The following is a 19,365-nucleotide window of genomic DNA, read 5'->3' as shown; positions in this document are numbered from 1 at the left end:
CGGATCGGCGAAACGAAGAGGCGAGGGAGTGCGGGACGCGTCAGGCCTGCGCGACCGGCGAGCGCGAACGCGGACCGAGCCATTGCCGCAGGCCCGAGAAAAGCGGCGCCTTCGCCGTGCCCGGCGCGCGGCCGAAGCTCTCGGTGATGCGATCGAGAATGATCGCGAGCAGCACGACCGACAGGCCGCTTTCGAAGCCGAGGCCGATGTCGAGGCGCTGGATGCTCGCGAGCACGTCGTTGCCGAGGCCGCCCGCGCCGACCATCGACGCGATGATCACCATCGACAGCGCCATCATGATCGTCTGGTTCACGCCCTGCATGATCGACGGCAACGCGTTCGGAAACTGCACCTTGTAGAGCAGTTGCCACGGCGTGCATCCGAACGCCTGCCCCGCCTCGACGATCTCGCGGTTCACGTGGCGGATGCCGAGGCTCGTCAGGCGCACCGCGGGCGGCATCGCGAAGATCACCGTCGACAGGATGCCCGGCACGCGGCCGAGGCCGAACAGCATCGCGGCCGGAATCAGATAGACGAACGCGGGCATCGTCTGCATCAGGTCGAGGATCGGCCGCACGATCGCGGCGACCCACTTGCTCTTCGCGGCCCAGATGCCGAGCGGAATGCCGAGCACGAGGCTCACGATCGTCGACGACAGCGTGAGCCCGAGCGTGACGACCGTCTGGTCCCAGAAGCCCATCGCGAAGATCAGGAGCAGCGACGCCGCGGTGAAGATCGCGAAGCGCCAGCCGACGCGCCAGAGCCCCACGCCGATGAAGATCGCCATCATCAGCCACATCGGCACGGCCTGCAGCCCGTGCTCGACGAGCGCGGCGAGCCCTTCGATCGCGCGGCCGATCGCGTCGAACGTCTTCGCGTCGTGGTCGAGCAGATAGTGAACCGTCTGGTCGACCCAGCTGCCGAGCGGAATGAGTTCAGACATGGGAACCTCGCGAACGCGTAATGGCTTTCAGGAGCACGGCCCGATCGACCGAGCCGCAGTAGCGGCCGTCGTCGTCGACGACGGGCAGCGCATGCGAATGCGCGACGACGCGCTCGACGACGTGCTCGAGCGTCGCGTCGCGCCGGATGCTTTCGACCTGGCGCACGTTCGGCGTCGCGCCGTTCAGCGCGTCGCGCGTGACGAAGCCGCGAATCTTGCGCGCCTCGTCGAGCACGAACGCGTATTCGGCGCTGCCGTTCAGCGACGCGGCGACATGCGTCGCATCGAGCTTCGACACGAGCGGCACCGCGCCCGTCAGCATCAGGTCGCCCGCCGTCAGGTAGCGGCTCGTGTCGATGCCTTCGAAGAACGCGCGCACGTAGTCGTCGGCGGGGTTCGCGATGATCTCCTGCGGCGTGCCGACCTGCACGAGCCGGCCGCCTTCCATGATCGCGATGCGGCTGCCGATGCGCAGCGCCTCCTCGAGATCGTGCGACACGAACATGATCGTGCGGCGCTGCTCCTTCTGAAGCTGCAGCAGCACGTTCTGCATTTCCTTGCGCTTGAGCGGATCGAGCGCGGAGAATGCCTCGTCCATGATCATCAGCGACGGGTTGACGGCGAGCGCGCGCGCGAGGCCGACGCGCTGCTGCATGCCGCCCGAAAGCTCGGCGGGCAGCTTGTGCGCGAACTGCGCGAGGCCCACCTGCTCGAGCACGTCCATCGCGCGCCGCTCGCGGTCCTTGCGGCTCATGCCGGCGACTTCGAGCCCGAACGCGGCGTTCGACAGCACCGTGCGCTGCGGCATCAGCGCGAACGACTGGAACACCATGCTCATGTCCGTGCGGCGCAGCGCGGTCAGCTCCGCGCGGCGCACCGCGGCGACGTCGCGGCCGTCGATCATCACCTTGCCGGCGCTCGGCTCGACGAGCCGGTTGACGAGCCGGATCAGCGTCGACTTGCCGGAGCCGGACAGGCCCATCAACACGAAAATCTCGCCTTCCCGCACGTCGAACGACACGTTGTGCACGCCGACCACCTGGCCCGTGCGCGCGAACACTTCATCCTTCGTCGCGCCCGCGGCGAGCATGTCGAGCGCTTGCCGCGGATTGCTTCCAAACACCTTGCACAGACCTTCGACTACGACCTTCGGGGCATCCATTGCAACGTCTCCTCGTTGAGCGGGGAAATACGCCGTCACAGCGTGCCTACATGGTTGCCAGAAAAAACCCCGTGCAGCCGACGAATTACGACAAACGCTTGCGCAAATGCGACACGTTTGTACAAGTGACGCGAGCGAGCGTTTCGGCGCGCGGACGAAAGCGGCCGCCAATCCGGATGATGCGCCGCAGCGCGCGGCGCGGCCCCGGCGGGCGGCCCGCGCGGCCGCGCGCGCCCATGCCGCGCGCGTGGGCCGCGACGCGCATTTGCGCGATGCGCAATCGAGGCTCGAACGAGCGCCGCAGCCCATCCGCGCGGGCTTTCGCCGCCGCGCATTTGTCGTTTTCCGCCGCGCGCGCGGCGATGCGGCGGACATCCGCGCCCGGCGCAATTCCGCAGACTGATTCGTGTCGGTTCATCGCTGTTCGCCGTTGATTCGCCCGTCGCGCGCTCGAGCCGGCGACGCCATCGAGACATGAGCCGCGCTCCGCCCGCCAACTCCGGTCAACGATCGCGATCGATATCAGAATGCTCGACTTCAACCTGCTGAAGGCGTTCGATGCGCCGCTGGACGAACGCAACGTGACGCGCGCAGCCGCCCGGTTCGCGCCGACGCAGCCGGCGGTGAGCGGCATGGCGACCCGGTTGCTAGAAAGTTCCGCGCCCCGCTTCGTGCGCATGCAACGCGTGCGTCGTGCCGACGCAGCGCGCGCTCGAGCTCGCGGGCTCCGTCAAGCGCGCGCGTGCTCGGCGAGATCGACGCAATGCTGCGCCCCGCCGCTCGCGATTCCCGGGTTCGACAAGGTCGCCGTCCGGCACGAACGCGCGCTTCGCGATCCGGCGCACGCGCGGCTGCTCTAGACATGCGGCGCGAAGGGCAAGCCGGCCGCGCGGAGGAAGCGCGTGGGCTAGCGGCTTTGGTTTGGACTTTGCCGTTGCAACGCGACGGGATGCATGCGCGTGCCTTACCGCATTTGCATGTGCATGCATGTATAGTGCGTCGGCATTTCCGTTTGCATGAGTGCGTGGACGTGAATGGGCATGGGCGTATGCGAGCGTGTCCGCGTCGGTGCGATGTGCGATGTGCGATGCTCGTGTCCGATGTGCATGTGCATTCACATGTACGTGTACGTTTGTGTCGGTGTCGGTGTCGGCGTTGTCGACTATGCAGCCCTTTGTCGACGCATCGTGTATGCGTCCACATCGCAACCTTCGCCTTCGCCCGCAATTGCAGTTGCAATTGCAACTGCAACGCAACGCAACGCAACGCAACCGATCATTCCATGACGTGAACCGCGTGCCTGCGCGCGATGCGTCGCCGCTCCGCACGCGGCGCGCTCGACCGCGTCGAACCGCGCACACACCCCGGCGCGCAACATCAACGCTACGCGAACCTTCGCGGCGACGGCCGCGGCCGTCGCCGCGAGCCCGTCGATCCACGCCCGCCCCGCGTTCACCATCGAATTCGGCTTCGTCGCGGCGAGCTCCCGCGCCGGCTGGCCGATCTGCGTCTCCTGCGTGAGGATGCGCACGCGGCCGCCCGGCAAATCCTCGAAGAGCCACGCGCGATGCACGTCGAGCGCCGTGTCGCTCGCACCGTCGCCCCGACCGTGCCATGCGATCCGCGCCGGCCGGCCGAGGGCGGGGGCTCGTACTCGCCCCCGCCTCGACGGAGAAGCCGAACGTCATGAACCTGAAGCGCGCGCCGAGCCGCGGCGTCGGACCCAAGCCGTCGTGAAAGCGTATGTCGGACACGTCCTCGTAACAGCCCGGCCACGCCGACGTGTCGTTGAGGTGCGGCCACACGTCGGCGGCGGCGAGGCCCTGCACGACGGCCTCGTTGGATACGCGGTTGCCGGTCGTGCCCGGCAAGAAGCGCGCGGGCCATACGATGTCGCTCCTGGATGCCTATCCTCGATGGACGAGGCGAAACGGGCTAGGCGCCGCACGAGCGCCCCCCCTGAATCGCGGCGCGTTTCGCCTGATCGTCGCTCGGCGGATATCGATCCAATCGCGATTCTTGATTTGCGCCATGGCCATAAGATGGCGCGATATCACACGAACCGGCCCGCAGCGCCCTCTTCGCCGTCGATCCGAGGCGCGCGGCACGCCGCAGCACTGCAACGGATTCGAACGCGGCGACAATCGGGCGACTGCATCGCGCCGCTCGCCCGGGCGCGCACCCGCCGCCGCATCCGCCGCGCGCGGACACGAAAAAAAGCCCCGCCGACATTCCCACCGGCGGGGCCAACCCATGTCAGAGAAGATTTCATGGAGGAGACGGAAGCGATCATATCGGCCCGTCCGCTGCATCCCAACCAAGCATTTCTGCTATCCAATTGCGCCGCGCGCGACGCCGGCCGGGCGGCCGCCGGGCATATCGATAGAACGAAAAGTCGTTTCCCGGGCGCCGATTGGGTCGCTAACATGCAACTCTCCGCCTGATTCAGCCAGGCGCCGCACCCTCATGGAGCGCACTTTGACCGCATTCGACCAACATCGCCGGCCGTTCATCGTCGGCATCGGCGGCACGACCCGCGCGGCCTCGTCGACCGAGCGCGCGCTCGGCTTCGCGCTGCGCGGCGCGCAGGCCGCGGGCGCCCGCACCCGCCTGTTCGACGGCCCGTTCCTGCACACGCTGCCGCACTACGCGCCCGAGCGGCGCGCGCTCACCGACGCGCAGCACGAGCTGATCGACGCGGTGCGCGCGGCCGATGCGATCGTCATCGCGACGCCCGGCTACCACGGCGGCGTGTCCGGCCTCGTGAAGAATGCGCTCGACACGCTCGAGGAACTGCGCGCCGACGAGCGGCCCTATCTCGACGGGCGCGCGGTCGGCTGCATCGTCACCGCCTATGGCTGGCAGGCGGCGGGCACGGTGCTGACGTCGCTGCGCGCGATCGTCCACGCGCTGCGCGGCTGGCCGACGCCGTTCGGCGCCGCGGTCAACACGCTCGAGACACGCTTCGAAACGGCCGACAGTTGCTCCGACACGAAGGTCGCGGCGCAGCTCGAAACCGTCGGCGCGCAAGCCGCCGAATTCGCGCTCGCGTTCGCATTGCACCGCGCGGCGACCCGCGTCGCCGGCGGCGGCGCGCTTGCGCCGGCGCTGGAAGCCGCGACGAGCTGAACGCATACGCGGCGCGCTCGCGGCGCAGCGCGGCGAGCGCTTCGTCCGTCCGTCGATCGCTCGCGGCGCCTGCACGTCGCCGCGCCGATTCGTCTCCTTCATCGTCGGTCCCGCTCATTCACTGCCCGATCGCGAGCGCAAGCCGCCCCGCCATCGGGCAACGCATCGCCTCGTCGCCTCCCCGCTCGATCGCCCGGGTTTGTCGCACGGTCGAACGCGGGGCCGTCCATGCTCGCGACACGGCGTGCGGCGCCCCCCCGTCGCGCGCCGCATATGCGACGAAGATGCCTGGGTCATGACCATTCGCCCGCGCCGAGTGATTTGCTTACGTTTAAAGATTGGTTCACGCGCGCGAGGCGATTGCTTACGCTGCACGCACGTTCCATCCCTTCGCGAAAGCCATGAATCGTTCGATCCGCTACAAGGGTTATGAGGTTGCGCCCGCCGCGGCGCGCTTGCCGAACGGCCTGTTCGCCGCGAACCTCACGATCGAGAAGGCCGGCCCCGCGCCCGCGCGCGCCTACTCGTTCGACGCCATCGATTTCTTCTTCGACGAAGAGCACGCGCTCGCCTATGCGTTCCGCTGGGGACGCCTCTGGGTCGATTCGCACTGTTGACGCCGGCGCGGGCCCCGGCCGGCGTGCCCGCCCGCGCCCTCGGCGCTTGCGGGGCCGGCCGCCAAAATACGTGATTCGTCGAGCTATGTAAGAATCGTCAGCTCCCGAAATCACGATACCAATCAGGCCATGTCTGACACGCTGCGACAAGAGCAAGCGGCGGCGGATCACGCTATGCGCAACTGGGTCCATGAGAGTCGCGGCCCGGTGCAGATCGGTTCCGACACGCACAAGCAGATGTTCTGCCGGATGCTGCTCGATACCCACAACCCGTACAAGCCGGCCGTCATCGGCTGGCCGCCCCTCAGCCCCGAAGAACTTCAGCGCCTGACGTCGCTGCCCATCTGGGACATCGCCGTGCAGACCGAAGGTCGCGCGTCGATTCGCGTCGCGACGTTCGCGTCGACCGTGCGCGATCCGCTGCTGCGCCGGGCGCTCGACATGGACGCGGCCGAGGAAGCGCGCCACAAGGCCGTGCTGTCGAAGCTCGTCGAGGCGTACGGCATCCGGCTTGCGCCCGAGCCCGCGTATCCGGCGCCGAAGGACGCCGAATGGGCGTGGATGGTCACGGGCTTCAGCGAGTGCATCGACAGCTTCTTCGCGTTCGGGCTGTTCCGCTCCGCGCAGCGCTCGGGCTATTTTCCGGAAGCGCTCGTCGAGACGTTCGAGCCGGTGATTCAGGAAGAAGGCCGGCACATCCTGTTCTTCGTGAACTGGTTCGCATGGTACGGACGCAACATGCCGTGGTGGCGCAGGCCGTGGCTCTTCGCGCGAGTCGCGGCGGTGTGGGCGCTCCTGATCTGGGAACGCATCGGCATTGCGCGCGGCATCGACGCCGACGGCGTCGCGCGGGACGCGAACTTTCCGGCCAACACGGCGACGACGGTCGGCGACGCGCTGAACCCGCGCGAGTTGATCGCGCTGTGTCTCGCCGAGAACGAACGGCGCATGGCGGGCTACGACAAGCGGCTGCTGCGGCCGATGATCGTGCCGCGGCTCGCGCGCCTCGCGCTGCGCTTCATCAAGAAATAGCCCTCGTTTGCGGGCGGCGTCGCCACGCGGCTCGCAGCGCCATGGGCGAGCGCGACGCCGCCCTGCCATGCCCCGTCGACGGAGCACGCCGATCGATCGGCGTTCGCGCGCCTGCGCTTTCCGTTACTCCGGCTTCGTCGGCGTGCGCCGCGCACCTGTCGTCCGCCGCCGAGCGTGCGAGCGAATGCCGCGCACGCCACGGTCGATCGTCGCGAAAACGATACATTACGAACGCCTGATCACACGATTAAAAACCGCCGCGCCCCACGTCACGCTCGGCAAAAAATACCGCACCGGAAGCGGCAGGCGGCGTCGCAGCGTTGCGCGCAAGCGTTCGGCATTCGTCCACGTTCTTGCTCGATTACGAGCCGTTTTTCGCATCTATCGCTAGCTGCTCGACAATCCGCGGGGGCACAAGCAATACGAAAGCATTGTGACAAAGCGTATCAGACAGGTAACGATGCCCGGCAATTACACCGGCGACGCGTAATTGTGAGCAAGAGACTTGGAAGCATCGCCGACATTTCTCGGACAATTTGTGCACAAGACGAGCAATTGATCGCCTCGCCCCCTACACCCCGCAGACGCCCGCCCGACGTGACAGCGCACGATCCGGCGCACCAACGGACAAACGAACTTCATTGAATATCGGGATACGAGGCCGAATTAAATCAACAATGATTTCCAGAATAGACAATTTAATTAATCAATTAACCAGATTCAAAACGCCGACCCCAAAGACATATTTAAAACATCATTACAAATAGAAAGACAAATGTCAGGCGCAAACGTTTTGCGCGAGACCGCCGTATCTTTACGCTCGCCCCGGCAGCGCATTTCGAACCATCGATCCCGGGCATCCCTTGCCCCACCTGGACAAGACGAGCATCACCCCAAGCGCCATACACATTCGTATTACTTTTTCAATCGACGCAAACCGACCACCCAAGGCGCACGCGCATCAAACTTTCTTTAACTATTTTCAAACCGAACTTTGCAATCCTTTTAAGTTGTAAATACGCCGATCAAATAGACTCCGGCCACCAAACTCAAATAGCGCGAGCACGGACTCCCTGGTCAGACGAATCACTCTGCCGTGTTGCGCCAGCCCTCGGAGGCTACTTTCGTATGAATCGCTCGTATCGCTCAATCTGGAATGAAGCGCTTGGCGCGTGGGTCGCCGCTTCGGAAATCTCGTCCGCCCGAGGCAAGCCGAACAAGTCGGCCGTCGCGAAAGCGATCGTCGCCGCCGTGCTGGTCGCGGGCGGCGGCATCGACGCCGCGCAAGCGCAATACGCGGTCGGCGGTGTATCGACGACCAGTTGCAGCCTGTCGGTTTGCGCGACGGGCGCTCAGGCGATCGCGATCGGCGGCGGCGCCGGCAGCACCACGACCGCATCGGGTTCGACCGCGATCGCGATCGGCGCGAACGCGACAGCCTCGGGCAACTACTCTCAGGCTTTCGGCCAGGCGTCGACCGCGACGGGCAACAGCGCGATCGGCATCGGCTCGGGCTCGAAGGCGCTCAACACGGGCGCGACCGCGGTCGGCAACGACGCGACGGCGTCCGGCACGAGCGCGATCGCGATCGGCGGCGGCAACGGCAGCGGCACGGGCGGGTCGGCCGCGCTCGGCAACAACTCGATCGCGATCGGCCGGTCCGCGAACACGACGGCGGCGGCGACGGGCGGCATCGCGATGGGCACGAGCTCGACGGTGTCGACGATCAACGGCATCGCGATCGGTAACGGCGCGCTCGCGACCAACACCACCTCGAACCCGGCGCTCGCCATCGGCAATCTGGCCTCCGCCACCAACACCAACGCATCGGCGCTCGGCAACGGCGCGCTCGCGAGCGGCTCCGCGGCGTCGGCGCTCGGCACGCAGGCGGTCGCGACGGGCGACAACTCGGTCGCGGCGGGCACCGGCGCAACAGCGGCCGGCACCGGCTCGGTCGCGATCGGCAACAACAGCTCGGCCGCGTACACGAACAGCGTCGCGATCGGCGCGGGCAGCGTGACCGGCGCGTCGGCACCGACCGGCACCGGCTACCTGACGGGCACCGCGGCGCCGCTGTCCGAAGTATCGGTCGGCAGCGCGACCGCCCTTCGCCGCATCACGAACGTCGCCGACGGCTCCGCGCCGCAGGACGCGGTGACGGTTTCGCAGCTGAGCACCGGCATGAGCACGACGGCGAGCAGCATCGCAAGCCTGTCGACGTCGGCGTCGACGGGCATCGGCTCGTTGTCGACGGGGCTCAGCAGCACGAACAGCTCGCTGACCTCGCTGTCGACTTCCGCTTCGTCGGGCATCAGCTCGGCGAATAGCTCCGTCGCTTCGCTTTCGACCTCTGCGTCAACCGGCTTGTCGACCACCAACAGCAATGTTGCTTCGCTTTCGACGTCGGCTTCGACCGGCATTGGCTCGTTGTCGACGGGCCTGAGCACGACGAACAGCTCGCTGACCTCGCTGTCCACTTCCGCCTCGTCGGGCATCAGCTCGGCGAATAGCTCCGTCGCTTCGCTCTCGACTTCTGCGTCGACCGGCTTGTCGACCACCAACAGCACTGTCGCTTCGCTTTCGACGTCGGCGTCGACCGGCATTGGCTCGTTGTCGACGGGCCTGAGCACGACGAACAGCTCGCTGACCTCGCTGTCCACTTCCGCCTCGTCGGGCATCAGCACCGCGCAAAGCGGCGTCAACTCGCTTTCCACCGGACTGTCGACCACCAACAGCAACGTCGCTTCGCTTTCGACGTCGGCTTCGACCGGCATCGGCTCGTTGTCGACTGGCCTGAGCACGACGAACAGCAACGTCGCGTCGCTGTCCAGCGGCCTCAGCACCACCAACAGCTCACTGACCTCGCTGTCCACTTCCGCTTCGTCGGGTATCAGCTCGGCGAACAGTTCCGTCGCTTCGCTCTCGACCTCTGCGTCGACCGGCTTGTCGACGACGAACAGCAATGTTGCCTCGCTGTCCACGTCGACTTCCACGGGTATCGGCTCGCTGTCCACCGGCCTCAGCACGACAAACAGCAACGTCGCTTCGCTGTCCAGTGGTCTCAGCAGCACCAATAGCTCGCTGACCTCGCTGTCGACTTCCGCCTCGTCGGGTATCAGCTCAGCGAACAGCTCCGTCGCTTCGCTGTCGACCTCTGCGTCGACCGGCTTGTCGACCACCAACAGCACTGTCACTTCGCTTTCGACGTCGGCTTCGACCGGCATCGGCTCGTTGTCGACTGGCCTGAGCAGCACGAACAGCTCGCTGACCTCGCTGTCGACTTCCGCCTCGTCGGGCATCAGCACCGCGCAAAGCGGCGTCAACTCGCTTTCCACCGGACTGTCGACCACCAACAGCAACGTCGCTTCGCTGTCCAGTGGTCTGAGCACCACCAACAGCTCACTGACCTCGCTGTCCACTTCCGCTTCGTCGGGTATCAGCTCGGCGAACAGCTCCGTCGCTTCGCTGTCGACCTCCACGTCGACCGGCTTGTCGACCACCAACAGCACTGTCACTTCGCTTTCGACGTCGACTTCGACCGGCCTCAGCTCCGCAAATAGCTCGACCGCTTCGCTGTCGACCTCCACGTCGACCGGCATCGGCTCGCTGTCCACCGGCCTCAGCACCACGAACAGCTCGCTGACCTCGCTGTCGACTTCCGCCTCGTCGGGCATCAGCTCGGCGAATAGCTCCGTCGCTTCGCTCTCGACCTCTGCGTCGACCGGCTTGTCGACCACCAACAGCAATGTCGCTTCGCTTTCGACGTCGGCTTCGACCGGCCTCAGCTCCGCGAATAGCTCGATCGCTTCGCTCTCGACTTCGACGTCGACCGGCATCGGCTCGTTGTCGACTGGCCTGAGCACGACGAACAGCAACGTCGCGTCGCTGTCCAGCGGCCTCAGCACCACCAACAGCTCACTGACCTCGCTGTCCACTTCCGCTTCGTCGGGTATCAGCTCGGCGAACAGTTCCGTCGCTTCGCTCTCGACCTCTGCGTCGACCGGCTTGTCGACGACGAACAGCACTGTCGCATCGCTTTCGACGTCGGCTTCGACCGGCCTCAGCTCCACGAATAGCTCGCTGACCTCTCTGTCGACTTCCGCCTCGTCGGGCATCAGTTCGGCGAATAGCTCCGTCGCTTCGCTCTCGACCTCTGCGTCGACCGGCTTGTCGACCACCAACAGCAATGTCGCTTCGCTTTCGACGTCGACTTCGACCGGCCTCAGCTCGGCCAATAGCTCGATCGCTTCGCTGTCGACCTCCACGTCGACCGGCATCGGCTCGCTGTCCACCGGCCTCAGCACCACGAACAGCTCGCTGACCTCGCTGTCGACTTCCGCTTCGTCGGGCATCAGTACCGCGCAAAGCGGCGTCAACTCGCTTTCCACCGGGCTGTCGACCACCAACAGCAACGTCGCTTCGCTTTCGACCTCCGCCTCGACCGGCATCGGCTCGTTGTCGACTGGCCTGAGCACGACGAATAGCAACGTCGCTTCACTGTCCAGTGGCCTCAGCAGCACCAACAGCTCACTGACCTCGCTGTCCACTTCCGCTTCGTCGGGTATCAGCTCGGCGAACAGCTCCGTCGCTTCGCTGTCGACCTCCACGTCGACCGGCATCGGCTCGTTGTCAACGGGCCTCAGCACCACCAATAGCTCGCTGACCTCGCTGTCGACTTCCGCCTCGTCGGGCATCAGCACCGCGCAAAGCGGCGTCAACTCCCTTTCCACCGGACTGTCGACCACCAACAGCACGGTCGCCTCACTGTCCACGTCGACTTCCACGGGCATCGGCTCGTTGTCGACTGGCCTGAGCACGACGAACAGCAACGTCGCGTCGCTGTCCAGCGGCCTCAGCACCACCAACAGCTCGCTGACCTCGCTGTCGACCTCCACGTCGACCGGCATCGGTTCGCTGTCGACGGGCCTGTCGACGGTCACGACCACGACCAACAATCTCGGCAACAGCACCGCGGCCGCGCTCGGCGGCGGCGCGACTTACAACTCGGCGACGGGCACGATCTCCGCGCCGTCGTACACGACGTACAACGCCAACGGCACGACCACGACGAACAACAGCGTCGGTTCGGCGATCGACAGCATCAACGCGAACGGCATCAAGTATTTTCACGCGAACTCGACGGGGCCGGACAGCGTCGCGACAGGCGCCGACGCCGTCGCGATCGGCACGGGCGCGACGGCCGCCACGGCGAACTCGGTCGCGCTCGGCGCGAATTCGGTGACGGCCGCGGCCACCCCCACCAGCAGCGCGACGGTCGGCTCGACCACGCTCGGCACGTTCGCCGGCAGCGCGCCGGTGGGCGTCGTGAGCGTCGGCGCACCGGGCGCGGAGCGCCAGATCACGAACGTCGCCGCCGGCCAGGTCACGGCGACCAGCACCGATGCGATCAACGGCAGCCAGCTCTACGCCGTCGCATCGAAACTCGATTCGGCTTCGAGCTCGATCGCGTCGCTGTCGACGGGGTTGTCGACGACCGACAGCAACGTCGCTTCGCTCTCGACTTCGACGTCGACGGGCCTGAGCTCGGCGAATAGCTCCATCGCTTCGCTGTCGACCTCCACGTCGACCGGTATCGGCTCGCTGTCCACCGGTCTGTCGACCACCGATAGCACCGTCGCGTCGCTCTCCACGTCGACGTCGACGGGCCTGAGCTCCGCGAATAGCTCCATCGCTTCGCTGTCGACCTCCACGTCGACCGGCATCGGTTCGCTGTCCACCGGTCTCTCGACCACCGACAGCACCGTCACGTCGCTCTCCACGTCGACGTCGACCGGCTTGAGCTCCGCGAATAGCTCCATCGCTTCGCTGTCGACCTCCACGTCGACCGGCATCGGTTCGCTGTCGACTGGCCTCTCGACCACCGACAGCACCGTCACGTCACTCTCGACTTCGACGTCGACGGGCCTGAGCTCCGCGAATAGCTCGATCGCCTCGCTGTCGACCTCCACGTCGACCGGTATCGGTTCGTTGTCCACCGGTCTGTCGACCACCGACAGCAACGTCACTTCGCTCTCCACGTCGACCTCGACCGGCCTCAGCTCCGCGAACAGCTCCATCGCCTCGCTCTCGACCTCCACCTCGACCGGCATCGGTTCGCTGTCGACTGGTCTCTCGACCACCGACAGCACCGTCGCTTCGCTCTCCACGTCGACCTCGACCGGCTTGAGCTCCGCGAATAGCTCGATCGCTTCGCTGTCGACCTCCACGTCGACCGGCATCGGCTCGTTGTCCACCGGTCTCTCGACCACCGACAGCACCGTCGCGTCGCTCTCCACGTCGACGTCGACGGGCTTGAGCTCGGCCACCAGCTCGATCGCCTCGCTGTCGACCTCCACGTCGACCGGTATCGGCTCGTTGTCCACCGGCCTCTCGACCACCGATAGCACCGTCGCTTCGCTCTCCACGTCGACGTCGACCGGCCTGAGCTCCGCGAATAGCTCGATCGCTTCGCTGTCGACCTCCACGTCGACCGGCATCGGCTCGTTGTCCACCGGCCTGTCGACCACCGACAGCACCGCCGCGTCGCTCTCCACGTCGACGTCGACCGGCTTGAGCTCCGCGAATAGCTCGATCGCATCACTGTCGACCTCCACGTCGACCGGCATCGGCTCGTTGTCCACCGGCCTCTCGACCACCGATAGCACCGTCGCGTCGCTCTCCACGTCGACATCGACCGGCTTGAGCTCGGCGAACAGCTCGATCGCTTCGCTGTCGACCTCCACGTCGACCGGCATCGGCTCGCTGTCCACCGGTCTCTCGACCACCGACAGCACCGTCACTTCGCTCTCCACGTCGACCTCGACGGGCCTCAGCTCCGCGAACAGCTCGATCGCCTCGCTGTCGACCTCCACGTCGACCGGCATCGGCTCGTTGTCCACCGGCCTCTCGACCACCGACAGCACCGTCGCTTCGCTCTCCACGTCGACATCGACCGGCCTGAGCTCGGCGAATAGCTCGATCGCTTCGCTGTCGACCTCCACGTCGACCGGTATCGGCTCGCTGTCCACCGGTCTCTCGACCACCGACAGCACCGTCGCTTCGCTCTCCACGTCGACGTCGACGGGCCTCAGCTCGGCCACCAGCTCGATCGCTTCGCTGTCGACCTCCACGTCGACCGGCATCGGTTCGCTGTCGACTGGTCTCTCGACCACCGGCAGCACCGTCGCTTCGCTCTCCACGTCGACGTCGACCGGCTTGAGCTCCGCGAATAGCTCGATCGCTTCGCTGTCGACCTCCACGTCGACCGGCATCGGTTCGCTGTCGACTGGTCTCTCGACCACCGACAGCACCGTCACGTCGCTGTCCACGTCGACGTCGACCGGCTTGAGCTCCGCGAATAGCTCGATCGCTTCGCTGTCGACCTCCACGTCGACCGGTATCGGCTCGCTGTCCACCGGTCTGTCGACCACCGACAGCACCGTCGCGTCGCTGTCCACGTCGACGTCGACCGGCTTGAGCTCGGCGAATAGCTCAATCGCCTCGCTGTCGACCTCCACGTCGACCGGTATCGGCTCGTTGTCCACCGGCCTCTCGACCACCGATAGCACCGTCACGTCGCTGTCCACGTCGACGTCGACGGGCCTGAGCTCCGCGAATAGCTCGATCGCCTCGCTGTCGACCTCCACCTCGACCGGCATCGGTTCGCTGTCGACTGGTCTCTCGACCACCGACAGCACCGTCGCGTCGCTCTCCACGTCGACGTCGACGGGCTTGAGCTCGGCCACCAGCTCCATCGCTTCGCTGTCGACTTCCACGTCGTCCGGCATCAGTACCGCACAGAGCGGCATCGATTCGCTGTCCACCGGCTTGTCGACCACGAACAGCAACGTCGCGTCGCTGTCGACCGGCCTGAGCACCACCACCAGCTCGCTCGCGTCGCTGTCGACCTCGACGTCGTCGGGCCTCAGCTCGGCGCAAAGCGGCATCGGTTCGCTGTCGACGGGCCTCAGCAGCACGAACAGCACGGTCGCCTCGCTGTCGACGTCGACCTCGACCGGCATCGGTTCACTGTCCACCGGCCTCTCGTCGACCAACAGCAACCTCGCGTCGCTCTCCACGTCGACCTCCACGGGCCTGAGCTCGGCCACCAGCTCGATCGCCTCGCTGTCGACCTCCGCCTCGACCGGCATCGGTTCACTGTCCACCGGCCTCTCGTCGACCAACAGCAGCCTCACGTCGCTCTCCACGTCGACCTCCACGGGCCTGAGCTCGGCCACCAGCTCGATCGCCTCGCTGTCGACCTCCGCCTCGACCGGCATCGGTTCGCTGTCCACCGGCCTCTCGTCGACCAACAGCAGCCTCACGTCGCTGTCCACGTCGACCTCGACCGGCATCGGCTCGCTGTCGACGAGCATCAGCTCGATCACGTCGAACACGACCAACCTCGGCAACAGCACCGCGGCCGCGCTCGGCGGCGGCGCGACGTACGATCCGGCAACGGGCACGATCTCCGCGCCGTCGTACACGACGTACAACGCCAACGGCACGACCACGACGAACAGCAGCGTCGGCGCAGCGATCGACAGCATCAACGCGAACGGCATCAAGTACTTCCACGCGAACTCGACCGATCCGGACAGCGTCGCGACGGGCGCGAACAGCGTCGCCATCGGACCGAACGCCGCCGCGAACATCGACAACTCGGTCGCGATCGGCAACGGCGCGACGACGTCGGCGGCCGTGCCCGTCGCGTCCGCGACCGTCGGCGGCCTCACGTTCGGCGGCTTCGCCGGAAGCGCACCGGTCGGCGTGTTCAGCGTGGGGGCGCCGGGCGCCGAGCGTCAGGTCACGAACGTCGCCGCCGGCCGCATCTCCGCGACCAGCACCGACGCCGTCAACGGCAGCCAGCTCTATGCGACCAACAGCAACGTCGCGTCGCTGTCGACCGGCCTGAACGCGACGAACAGCAATCTCGCGTCGCTCTCCACGTCGACCTCGACCGCGATCGGCTCGCTGTCCACGGGCTTGTCGTCGACCAACAGCAACCTCGCGTCGCTCTCCACGTCGGCCTCGACCGGCATCAGCTCGCTGTCCACGGGCCTGTCGTCGACCAACAGCAACCTCGCGTCGCTCTCCACGTCGGCCTCGACCGGCATCGGCTCGCTGTCCACGGGCCTGTCGTCGACCAACAGCAACGTCGCGTCGCTGTCGACGAGCGTGACCAACATCAACACGCAGCTCACGTCGCTGTCGACGTCGATCACGGACAACGTGATCCGGTCGCTGCCCGCGAGCACGGGCATCGCCGCCGACATGAGCTCGCCGAAGGCGACGACGCCGTCCGTCACGGCCGGCTCGAACTCGGTCGCGATCGGCGCGGGCTCGACCGACGGTGGCCGCTCGAACGTCGTGTCGGTCGGCAGCGACACGCAGCAGCGTCAGGTCACGAACGTCGCCGCCGGCACGGAGGGCACCGACGCGGTCAACGTCAATCAGCTCAATGCGGTGTCGACGACGCTGACGCAATCGCTGTCCACGCAGCAGACGCAGATCAACAATCTGGGCGCGCAACTGAACCAGACGCAACAGCAACTGCAGCAGACCGACTCGATGGCCCGCCAGGGCATCGCGGCGGTCGCGGCGATGGCGTCGATTCCGCACATGGATCGCGACTCGAACTTCGCGATGGGGATCGGCACCGCGTCGTTCCTCGGCCAGAAGGCGATGGCGGTCGGCATGCAGGCGCGGATCACCGAGAACCTGAAGGCGTCGGTGAACGGCGGCTTCAGCGGCAATCAGAAGGTGATCGGCGCGGGCATGCTCTATCAGTGGAAGTAACGACGGGCCGGCACGGCAACGGGCAACGGACGGCGCCCGGCATCGCGGCCGGCGCACGCCGCCCCGGCCGCGGCCCGGCATCGGGCGCGCCCGGCCGGAACGACGAACGCGCCCGGCCGCGCTTCGTTTGCGCATCAGCCAGGAGAAACACGATGATGAAGCACATCGCATGGATGGGATTGACACTCGCCGCGCTCGCGGGATGCAGCGCGTCGAGCGGGCCGACCTACTCGGTGACGCAGGCGAGCCTGCCCGGCCATCCGCTCGCCTACCGCGTCGCATGCGGCGGCGCGTTCGGGAAATTCGAAACGTGCACGAAGGTCGCCGCGCGCGTATGCGGCGAGCGCGCCGTGCAAACGCTCGAGCGCGACGCCGACTTCCACGGCGACGATCGGCGCGGCAAGCCGTCGAGCCTCACGTTCGACTGCGCGTCGACGCCGAACGTCATGCCGCCGGCGGATCAATAAGCCGGCGCGATCCGCGCGGCGCGACGCCGCGCACGACCGCACCCCGGTCGACGACCTCGCCGCGCGCGCCGATCGATGCGCGAACGCATCCTTGCATCGCCCGTCGGGCGATGCGCGCCTCGCGGCCGGCTTTCGCCCGGCCCGGCGGCGCCTTCGAGCCGCCCCAAAATCGGATATCGTTCGGACCTTGAGCCGCCCGCGGCCCTCGACCATCGCCGTAATCGGCGGCGAATCGAGCCGCGCCGGCCTTTCGAGCGAACGTCATGCCCGCCGACCCGAACCGTTTCGCCGACATCCAAGCGCAATTGCAGCGCGGCGAACTGATCGCCGCCGCCGACGCGATCGGCGCGTGGCACGCGGCCGCCCCAGCCTGCGCCGATGCGATCGCATGCCGCGCGCACTGGCTGCGCCTGCTCGGCCGCTTCGACGAAGCGGCCATCGCGCTGGAACCGGCGCTCGCCGCGACGCCGCCTTGCGTGGCCGCGTGGCTCGAACGCGCGCGCCTCGCTCGGCTCGCCGGGCAGCCCGAGCGCGCGCAGCTCGCGTTCGACGCCGCGCATCGCGCCGATCCGGCCGCGACGAGCGGGCTGCCCGAATGGATCGCGCTGCTGCACGAGCTTCGCCGACACGCGCTCGCCCGCACGGTCGCGCAGGCGCTGTGCGAGCGCGCGCCCGCCGACGCGCGGTCGTGGTTCCTGCTCGGCCTCACGCATCACTACGCGGGCGAATACGCGGCTGCGGCCGACGCGTACGGCCGCGCGGACGCGCTCGATCCCGCGCACCCGATGCTGCGCAACAATCTCGCCGCCCTCCGTTATCAGACCGGCAAGCATCGGGATGCGCTCGCGCAGGCCGAAGCCGCGATCCGCGCGGACCCGGACAGTCAGATGGCATGGTGCAACTGCTCGAACGCGTGGCTCGCGCTGCACGAGCCGGCCCGCGCGCTGATCGCGGCCGAGCGTGCGTGCGCGCTCGGCCCGGGCTACTCAATTGCGCAACTCGCGCGCGCGAATGCGCTGAAGGAATGGCAGCGCTGGCCGGACGCGCTCGCCGCGGCGACGCAGGCGCACCGAGGCGCGCCCGACGATCCGGTCATGCAATGGTCGCTCGCGATGCTGCAATTGCTGCACGGCGACTACGCGAACGGCTGGCTCAATCACGAGGCGCGCTGGCGCGGCGCGCGCGAGCTCGACGATCGTCCGCGCCCGTCTGCCGAGCTGCAATGGCAGGGCGAGCCGCTTGCGGGCAAGACATTGATGCTATGGGGCGAGCAGGGATTCGGCGACGCGCTGCAGTTCGCGCGCTTCGCGCCGGTCGTCGCCGAGCGGGCCGCACGCGCGGGCGGCCGCGTCGTCTTCGCATGCTTCGCCGGCCTCGAGACGCTCCTCGCGCGCAGCTTCGCCGGCGCGCCGATGCGCATCGCGCCGCACGACGCGCGCCGGCTGCCGGCGTTCGACCGCCATCTGCCCGTCGGCAGCGCGCCGCTCGTGCTCGGCGTGCGGCCCGACACGATTCCGTCGGCGCACGGCTACCTGTTCGCGGATCGGGCGCGCGCCGCGCGATGGGCGGCGCGGCTGCCCGCCGACGGCCGGCTGCGCGTCGGGCTCGTCTGGAGCGGCAGCCGGACGCACCAGCGCAACCCGCTGCGCGCGCTCGATCCGAGCGCTTGCGCGCGCATGGCGCGACGTCGCCGGCGTCGCGTTCCACAGCCTTCAGGTCGACGGCGCGCGCGACGTCGAAACGATGCGCGCGGCGGGGCTCGACGTAATCGATCACACGGCCGGGTTGCCGACCTTCGACGATACGGCCGCCTATCTGGCGAATCTGGATCTCGTCGTGACCGTCTGCACGTCGGTTGCGCACCTCGCGGGCGCGCTCGGGCGGCCGACCTGGCTGCTGCTCGACGTGAATCCGCACTGGGTCTGGTCGATCGATCGCGACGACAGCCCGTGGTATCGCTCGATCCGGCTATATCGGCAAACCCGGTATCGCGATTGGACGGCGGCGCTCGACCGGGTGCGCGACGATCTGGCCGCGCTGGCGGCCGCGGACGGACAGCCGCGCTCGTGCCGCGCGTCGCGGCGAAAGCGCAATGCATCGCGCGGGACGAATGCGTAGCGCGGCCGGCACGCGCGGTCAGTCGGTCAGTCGGTCGGCGCGGTCGGCGCAGTCGGCACGGTCGGCACGGTCGGCGCGGTCGGACAGTCGGACAGTCGG

Annotated in this window: 8 protein-coding genes and 3 pseudogenes; 8 read left to right on the top strand and 3 right to left on the bottom strand. The window is 67.4% G+C overall.

The window, feature by feature from the left end; translation table 11 throughout:
• Positions 1–40: 40 nt before the first annotated feature.
• The 3 genes and pseudogenes from choW to WS78_RS38270 form a co-directional block, all read right to left on the bottom strand.
• Entirely contained in the window at positions 41–943 is a 903-nt protein-coding gene (gene choW, locus WS78_RS22545; RefSeq protein WP_059575910.1) for a choline ABC transporter permease subunit, read from the bottom strand.
• Positions 936–2,390: pseudogene (locus WS78_RS22540) on the bottom strand (quaternary amine ABC transporter ATP-binding protein); the annotation flags it as partial. The pseudogene WS78_RS22540 and the gene choW, both read right to left, overlap by 8 nt.
• An 877-nt stretch (positions 2,391–3,267) precedes the next feature.
• Positions 3,268–3,678: an SRPBCC family protein gene (locus WS78_RS38270; RefSeq protein ID WP_317135636.1), complete on the bottom strand. Its 411-nt coding sequence runs from the start codon at positions 3,676–3,678 to the stop codon at positions 3,268–3,270.
• Positions 3,679–4,021: 343 nt separating this feature from the next.
• Here WS78_RS38270 and WS78_RS36185 point away from each other — a divergent pair, with 343 nt between their 5' ends.
• From WS78_RS36185 to WS78_RS22455, 8 genes and pseudogenes are all read left to right on the top strand, one after another.
• Positions 4,022–4,549 (top strand): hypothetical protein, encoded by a 528-nt coding sequence (locus WS78_RS36185; RefSeq protein ID WP_156437456.1) that lies wholly within the window; start codon positions 4,022–4,024, stop codon positions 4,547–4,549.
• Between the two features lie 22 nt (positions 4,550–4,571).
• The gene (locus WS78_RS22515) at positions 4,572–5,234 is read left to right on the top strand and encodes an NADPH-dependent FMN reductase (protein WP_059575914.1); all 663 of its coding nucleotides are present in this window, start codon (positions 4,572–4,574) and stop codon (positions 5,232–5,234) included.
• A 401-nt stretch (positions 5,235–5,635) separates the two neighbouring features.
• Positions 5,636–5,851 (top strand): hypothetical protein, encoded by a 216-nt coding sequence (locus WS78_RS22510; protein ID WP_004198708.1) that lies wholly within the window; start codon positions 5,636–5,638, stop codon positions 5,849–5,851.
• Positions 5,852–5,980: 129 nt separating this feature from the next.
• Positions 5,981–6,883 (top strand): hypothetical protein, encoded by a 903-nt coding sequence (locus WS78_RS22505; RefSeq protein ID WP_059575916.1) that lies wholly within the window; start codon positions 5,981–5,983, stop codon positions 6,881–6,883.
• A gap of 1,128 nt (positions 6,884–8,011) precedes the next feature.
• Positions 8,012–8,089, top strand: a pseudogene (locus WS78_RS38540) (ESPR-type extended signal peptide-containing protein); the annotation flags it as partial.
• A gap of 375 nt (positions 8,090–8,464) precedes the next feature.
• Complete coding sequence (locus WS78_RS36180) at positions 8,465–16,681, top strand: YadA-like family protein (RefSeq protein WP_442854947.1); 8,217 nt, start codon at positions 8,465–8,467, stop codon at positions 16,679–16,681.
• Between the two features lie 155 nt (positions 16,682–16,836).
• Positions 16,837–17,148 (top strand): hypothetical protein, encoded by a 312-nt coding sequence (locus WS78_RS22460; RefSeq protein ID WP_052144998.1) that lies wholly within the window; start codon positions 16,837–16,839, stop codon positions 17,146–17,148.
• Between the two features lie 263 nt (positions 17,149–17,411).
• Positions 17,412–19,197 (top strand): annotated as a pseudogene (locus WS78_RS22455) (tetratricopeptide repeat protein); the annotation flags it as partial.
• Positions 19,198–19,365: the final 168 nt, after the last annotated feature.

Source organism: Burkholderia savannae (assembly GCF_001524445.2).
GTDB lineage: Bacteria > Pseudomonadota > Gammaproteobacteria > Burkholderiales > Burkholderiaceae > Burkholderia > Burkholderia savannae.
Note: the sequence above shows the minus strand (reverse complement) of the source record. Positions and strands in the feature narration are given on the sequence as shown.